Consider the following 6,152-nt stretch of genomic DNA (forward strand, 5'->3'; position numbering starts at 1 on the left):
AGCAACGTCTTTGCTTGCTTTTTTGGATGGGGGCGCGTGCTATACCGGGCGCATGCAGCCTAATGACGTTGATACTCAGGCCGAACGTAGTCCCATCAAAGGCAAAGTGGAGTCCTTCGACTTGGACCACACTCAGGTCAAAGCGCCCTATGTGCGCCTGGCTGGAACTCAGACTACGCCGGGTGGAGACACCATCAGCAAGTATGATTTGCGGCTGCTCCAGCCTAACCAAGGCGCGCTGCCTACGGGTGCGCTGCACACTCTGGAACACCTGCTGGTCACTGGACTGCGCGGACGCCTGGAGAACGTAGTAGATGTCTCTCCGATGGGCTGCCGCACCGGCTTTTATATGGCTGTGGTGGACCGTCCTGACCCGGCCGCGATCATGGACGTTTTCCGTGGGGCGCTGGAGGATGTCGCGACTTATGACCAGGTGCCTGCCCAGTCTGAGCTGGAGTGCGGCAATGCCAGGGACCACGACCTCGAAGGGGCCAAGCGTTACGCAGCCCAGGTTCTGGACCAGGGTCTGCACGTTCAAGAATCGGTCTACATTCAGCGCTGAGCGCCTGGCCTGCTGCTAAGGGCGGTCTTGTATCAACTGGGGCAGGTCTGGGATCAGGAGTGTCTGCCAGGGCGATTTACGTTGCCAGACCGGGAGCAGCAGCGACTGAATCCGTGAGCCCTGCACGGCGCGGTACAGGCCCGGCGGCATCTGTGGCGAGGGGTACTGATAATGCACCCCGAAGGCGTCCACCTTGGGCGTGAGCGGAAAAGCCAGGGCCAGCGCGGCACTCAGTACGCCTCCTAGCAATACACCACCCAGCAGCCCTGCCGCCGAGTGCCAGAGCGGAGGAGACCAGTAAGGAGACTCGCTCTGAGTGTTTAGGGCGTAAGCGGCAGCGCTCCCCCCAGCTCCCAGCAGGGCGGCCACGATCAGGGTGGGCCAGAAGTTGCCCCCGGCCAAATTGGTCAGGTAAGCCGCTCCCAGGATCAGCACGGCCCACAGCAGTCCTCCCAGACCCATACGCAGGCCCAAGGCACCCAGCATCGCCCAGAGGGTCAGCAGCAGCGCGTCGAACCAGGTCATTGCTCGCCACTATAGCCTGCGCCCCTCTCACAAGATTCTCGCTGGGTATTTCCCTCATGAATTGCAGTGTCGGCTGTTACCGGAGCGTTACACTGGGCCATATATGATTCGTGTTCTGCTAGTGGACGACCATGCCCTTTTTCGCCAGGGCCTACGTAGCCTGCTCGAAAGTGAAGGTATGCGGGTCATCGGCGAAGCTGCCAACGGGCGTGAGGCGCTACGTTTCGCGGCAGACACCCACCCCGATGTCATCCTGATGGATATTCAGATGCCTGAGCTGGATGGGGTCAAAGCCACGCAGAACATCCTCGAAATTGATCCCTCGGCCAAGGTCATCATGATTACCATGTACCGCCAGGACCGCTACGTCTTTGAGGCGGTCAAGGCCGGAGCACGCGGTTACGTTCTCAAAGACGCTGACAGCGCCACCTTGCTGGACGCCATTCGGCGAGTCGCGGCGGGTGAGGCGTTGCTGAACCCAGACATGGCCCAGAATGTGCTGGACGACTTCCGGGACAAGCGCGAAGAACTGCCTCAGGAAAAGCACAACGACCTTAATGAGCGCGAAACGATGATCCTCAAGCTGTTGGCCCAGGGCTTCTCTAACCAGGACATTGCCCTACGCCTGGACATCTCCGAGAAGACGGTTCGCAACCGCCTGAGCGAGATTTTTACCAAGTTGCAGCTGAACAACCGCACCCAGGCGGCCCTCTACGCTATTCGGGAAGGCATCGCTCCCCTTGAGTAGACGCCGTGGTAGTCGCCCCGCTGCTCCCCGTCCCGCAGCCGCAGCCCGTGAGCAGGTTTACCGGGCGGGCTGTCAGCGTGAGTGGGCCATCGTCTCCGCTGAGCCGGATCTGGCCTATACCGAGCAGGCCTTTCCAGAGTGCCCCACCTGCCCACACCGTGTAGAACCGGAAGGTGCGGCCCCGTTCTGCACGCTGCGCCCGGTTGATACACCACATCCTTTTGCGGCGTTGGCGGGGCTGAGTCTGCCGGACGGTGACTGAACTGCCTTCTGTGGGATGACCTGCTGTAGGCCTAATCAAGTGAGGCCGCTCCACCTCTTATCACCGCTTCTTTAAGGGACATTTGCGCCCCTCTAGCGGTCCTAAGCTTACGTTGCGGACCTGCGCCTCAGACAGCTTACTTTTCGGTCGGTCGAGCGGGAGTGACATGGTATGTTGATCCGCATCTGCTGCACTACAATCGCAGGGTATTACCGCTGGTAAACCCAAGCTGAATGCGGCATTCAGGTGTTTTCAGTTCAGTGGGTCAAGTCCCAATCCGAGGAGAAGTAACGTGGAGAGAAATGACGCTGTAATGCCCTTGGTCGCAATCTTTTTTGCGGCACTCTTTGGGGTCATCACACTCTTTTTATTTAATACTGCGACAGCCCCTGAGCCTGTCGTGGTTGACCCTGCCGTCATGGCAAGTATCGAGACCGAGTGGCCTGAAATCGGCCCGACGCTGTACGAGGCCAACTGTGCAGGTTGTCACGGCGCAGAAGGTGAAGGCGGCGCGGGTCCGGCGCTGGCAGGTAACACCAACATCACGGAGGATCCAGCCTATGCCTACAACATCATTCATAAGGGCCAGGGCGGCATGCCTGCCTTTGAAGGTGTGTTGGAGGAAAACGAGATCTATGCAGTGGCCAACTTCGTCCTCCATAACTGGGGCAACGACATCGCCGAGCCTCTTAGCCCAGCGATGATTGCTGAAGGCGCAGGCGAGATTGATCCCGAAGTGCTGAAGAACCGTGGCCGTATGGTCCCGGATCACATTGCACTGCCGGAAATCTTTTTCCTGTCCTTCGCCATGCTGTTGCTGGCTTACGGCTTTATCGGGCTTTACTCCTATTGGGCTGAAGGCTCGGAGCTGAAACCCGGCATCCACAAAGTCCGGGCTACGCCAGTCGCCACGATGATGATGGTGCTGACCCTTGCCTCTACGCTGCTGTTCAGTGTGCTGTTTGCCCGTCAGATGATGGCCGATTACGCTGCCTGGAACGCTGGTGTGACTCCCAACGTGAGCCGTGAAGGGCTGTGGGCCGGTCTGCTGGTGCTGAGCTTGGCGATTGCGGTAGGCCTCTACAAGAAGTACTTCATGGACGGCGAAGTGCTGGTCGAAGATGCCAGCGGAGAATTTCCTTGGTAAAGCGCCGCTTTGGGTACGGTGTTTGCCGTGCCAGGCGCTTTAGGAGCGATAGACAATGACCAGATACAAGATCAAAGATCCTGAATTGACCCGCCGCCGGTTTATCAATATGGCGATGGGTGCGACGGCGACTGTTGGTACCGTGAGCTTGCTCGGCACTTTGGGCGGCGCACACCCCGTATTTCGCCTGACCGAAGACAAGAAGCCGCCCATGGAAGGTGACATCCTGGTCCACGCTGATCCTGCCAAGGAAGGCACACCGATCACCATGGCAGAGCTGAGTGAAACCCAGGTCACGGCCTGGCCGATGGGGACTGACGCCGACGGTAACCAAATCATCCGTAAGGGTGAGCCGAACAACTTGCTGGCGCTCTACCGCTACCCTGCCGGGACCCTGAGCGGCGAAGCGGTGATTGAGGCAACCATTGACGGTGAAGTCGTGGCCTACAGCGATATCTGTACCCACGCTGGCTGTCCAGTGCCCGATGCTAAGGACGGTACCGGCATGTTCTGCCCCTGTCATTCTGGACAGTACTCTCCGACAGAAGGAGGCATTGTGGCGGGTGGTCCACCCCCACATAAACTGGCTCAGCTGCCGATTGTTGCTGAGGGAGACAGCATCAAGGTGTCGGGGTTCTTCCTAACCCATCCCTATCCCTATACCGATGATGCGACTTGGGAAGCCACCAAGCAAGCTGCCGAGGAGGCCTGAACATGAACCAGTGGTTAGACGAGCGTCTACACATTACCCGCCTGAACGATAAGTTCCTGCGCAAAGCTTTTCCGGTTCATCACACCTTTTTTATCGGTGAAATCACCCTCTTTAGCTTGATCATCCTGATCTTGACCGGGATTATTCTGGCGCTGTCGTTCGAGCCGAGCAACTCCATGGTGGTCAACTCATTTGACCCCGGCACTGCGGATAGCCCCAACTTGGTTCCCGCAGCCTATCACTCCGCGCTGAAGATCAACGCCATGCCATTTGGTGATATGTTCCGCCGTATTCATCACTGGTCCGCCAACGTGATGGTGGCAGCGGCGGTGCTGCACATGATGCGGATCTACTTCACGGGCGCTTACAAAAAGCCGCGTGAAATCAACTGGTGGATCGGTATGTTGCTGCTGATCTTCAGCGCTTTGACCGCTGTAACCGGTTACGCCCTGCCCTACGACAACTACGCTTACAACACCCTGAAGGTGATCTACGCCATCACGGCGTCAGTACCCTGGGTCGGTCCCTGGCTGGCTGAATTCGCCTTTGCTGGCCGTTTCCCTGGTGAAGGCATCATTCCCCGTTTTTACGGTTATCACATCATGCTGCTGCCGGGTATCCTGCTGGCGCTCACTGCAGCGCACATGCTGATCATGATCAAGCAGAAGCATACCCAGCCGCAGTACGCCAAACGTGTGGCCTACAAGAAAATCGTCGGTGTGCCGCTGATTACCCAGCAGACTCCGATCATGATCATGCTGGCCCTGCTCTTTGCCGCCATCGTGATTCTGTTCAGCGCTTTTGTTCCAGTGCACGCAGTAGAACATTACGGCCCGCCCAGCTCCACTCCTATTGAGGGCATCAAGCCTGATTGGTATCTGCTGTGGGTCTTCGGTCTATTGGCGATCATTCCCAATACGCTTAGCTTCGACCTGTTGGGGGGGCACTTCAGCGCCGAGTTCATTGGTGCACTGGTACTCCCCATGCTGGTGATTGGTCTGATGTTCGCCGTCCCCATGTTGGACCGCGCCAAGGACAATATGTACTACGCCGAGAACCCCACCAATCACCCCCACCGCTTGGCTGCTGGTATTGCGTTCTTCGCGCTGATGATCGTCTGGTCGGTGGCAGGCTATAAGGGTGAGCTGGTGGCCAATGGCTATCTGCCGACAACCTCTGCCAACGCAATTCTCTGGGGCCTGAGCTTCTTGATCCCGGCGATCGTTTATGGTCTGACCCTGGCCTACGTGTCCTTCTTGCGCCGCCTGCGGGCCGCCGACGAGCGTGAGCAGCAGCGTGCAGTGATGTACGGTCACGACGACTAAGCCCAATCAATTTCTACACTGGATAAGAAAACACCGCCTCACAAGGGCGGTGTTTTTTAGATTGGTTTATCTACTGTTACCGCATTACCGCAGGCTCAGTTCCAACGTCCCCCGCGTCCCATCTTCAACTCCGGCTCGGGCGCGGCGTACAGTTCTTCTGCGCGGCTCAGTTTCTTGCGGCCATAGAGACCCTCAAGCACAAACTCGGCAGCGCTGGCCTGCGTGTCGGAATCATCCGACTCGGCCACCGCGCGGGTCAGTTCCGTCAAGTCAGGCACTTCGGCCAGCGATGCCTGAATTTCAGTGGCGGCGCCCGTCTGCGGCAAACGGAAGACATTGCCCTGTTCAAACCATTCTTCCAACGCAGTCGTGCTCAGGCTGGCGTAGCGGCGACCATAGATGGCCCCGGCGGCTTTGCGGATCAGGTCTTTGGCCACCTGCTCGGCCCCTTTCAGTTCGCCCTCGTACTCCAGCTCCATCTTGCCGGTAATGGCAGGCAAGCCTGCATAAACATCGCTGACCCGGACTACTGGCTTGGCTCCCGTCACCAGGGCGCGGCGCTCAGCGTTGGCAGCACTCAGTTCCATCAGGCTGATCGGCAAGCGCTGCGACACACCACTCAGCTTGTCAACACGGCCGTCTTCGCGTGCCTGAAAAGCGATTTCCTCAATCAGCTCAGCCACGTAGTCCGGGACCTGAACTTCAGGCTGCCGCGCAGCCTCCTGCGCCGTGATGTTCATGCCTTGACGGATGTCCTGAGGGTAGTGCGTACGGATCTCGCTGCCGATGCGGTCCTTGAGTGGCGTGACGATCTTGCCGCGTGCTGTGTAGTCCTCTGGGTTAGCACTAAAGGCCAGCATGACGTCCAGCT

At 58.5% G+C, this 6,152-nt stretch carries 8 protein-coding genes (1 of these 8 running past the window's edge); 6 read left to right on the forward strand and 2 right to left on the reverse strand.

The features are described 5' to 3' along the window. The first annotated feature begins 52 nt into the window (after positions 1-52). Positions 53-562, forward strand: coding sequence for an S-ribosylhomocysteine lyase (locus tag LMT64_RS10485; protein WP_126353028.1), 510 nt, complete (start codon positions 53-55; stop codon positions 560-562). A 15-nt stretch (positions 563-577) separates the two neighbouring features. On the opposite strand, the gene LMT64_RS10490 is transcribed toward LMT64_RS10485, so the two are convergent. Next, positions 578-1,087 carry a hypothetical protein gene (locus LMT64_RS10490; RefSeq protein WP_126353030.1) on the reverse strand — a complete coding sequence of 170 codons (510 nt, stop codon included), beginning with the start codon at positions 1,085-1,087 and terminating at the stop codon, positions 578-580. Between the two features lie 103 nt (positions 1,088-1,190). Here LMT64_RS10490 and LMT64_RS10495 point away from each other — a divergent pair, with 103 nt between their 5' ends. The 5 genes from LMT64_RS10495 to LMT64_RS10515 all read left to right on the forward strand — a co-directional run bounded on the left by LMT64_RS10495 (position 1,191) and on the right by LMT64_RS10515 (position 5,281). Then, positions 1,191-1,835, forward strand: coding sequence for a response regulator transcription factor (locus LMT64_RS10495; protein ID WP_126353032.1), 645 nt, complete (start codon positions 1,191-1,193; stop codon positions 1,833-1,835). Next, complete coding sequence (locus tag LMT64_RS10500; RefSeq protein ID WP_126353034.1) at positions 1,828-2,097, forward strand: hypothetical protein; 270 nt, start codon at positions 1,828-1,830, stop codon at positions 2,095-2,097. Before LMT64_RS10495 ends, LMT64_RS10500 begins: the two co-directional genes overlap by 8 nt. 292 nt (positions 2,098-2,389) lie before the next feature. After that, positions 2,390-3,244, forward strand: coding sequence for a c-type cytochrome (locus LMT64_RS10505; protein ID WP_126353036.1), 855 nt, complete (start codon positions 2,390-2,392; stop codon positions 3,242-3,244). Between the two features lie 55 nt (positions 3,245-3,299). Continuing rightward, a complete protein-coding gene (locus LMT64_RS10510; RefSeq protein ID WP_126353038.1) occupies positions 3,300-3,956 on the forward strand; it encodes a ubiquinol-cytochrome c reductase iron-sulfur subunit in 657 nt (218 codons plus the stop codon). A 2-nt stretch (positions 3,957-3,958) separates the two neighbouring features. Next, positions 3,959-5,281, forward strand: a complete 1,323-nt coding sequence (locus LMT64_RS10515; RefSeq protein ID WP_126353040.1) for a cytochrome b — start codon at positions 3,959-3,961, stop codon at positions 5,279-5,281. Between the two features lie 95 nt (positions 5,282-5,376). Here LMT64_RS10515 and LMT64_RS10520 read toward each other — a convergent pair whose 3' ends face one another. Continuing rightward, positions 5,377-6,152, reverse strand: the 3' portion of a protein-coding gene (locus LMT64_RS10520; RefSeq protein ID WP_126353042.1) for a sigma 54-interacting transcriptional regulator. 673 nt of this gene lie beyond the right edge of the window; only the last 776 of its 1,449 coding nucleotides appear in the window; its start codon lies beyond the right edge, outside the window; its stop codon occupies positions 5,377-5,379.

This window comes from Deinococcus radiophilus (assembly GCF_020889625.1).
In the GTDB taxonomy this organism is placed as follows: Bacteria; Deinococcota; Deinococci; order Deinococcales; family Deinococcaceae; genus Deinococcus; species Deinococcus radiophilus.

What these genes read in the sequence shown, in the direction of transcription:
- LMT64_RS10485 (WP_126353028.1), top strand. Translation starts at nt 53, where the DNA reads ATGCAGCCTAATGACGTTGATACTCAGGCCGAACGTAGTCCCATCAAA.
- LMT64_RS10490 (WP_126353030.1), bottom strand. Translation starts at nt 1,087, where the DNA reads ATGACCTGGTTCGACGCGCTGCTGCTGACCCTCTGGGCGATGCTGGGT.
- LMT64_RS10495 (WP_126353032.1), top strand. Translation starts at nt 1,191, where the DNA reads ATGATTCGTGTTCTGCTAGTGGACGACCATGCCCTTTTTCGCCAGGGC.
- LMT64_RS10510 (WP_126353038.1), top strand. Translation starts at nt 3,300, where the DNA reads ATGACCAGATACAAGATCAAAGATCCTGAATTGACCCGCCGCCGGTTT.
- LMT64_RS10515 (WP_126353040.1), top strand. Translation starts at nt 3,959, where the DNA reads ATGAACCAGTGGTTAGACGAGCGTCTACACATTACCCGCCTGAACGAT.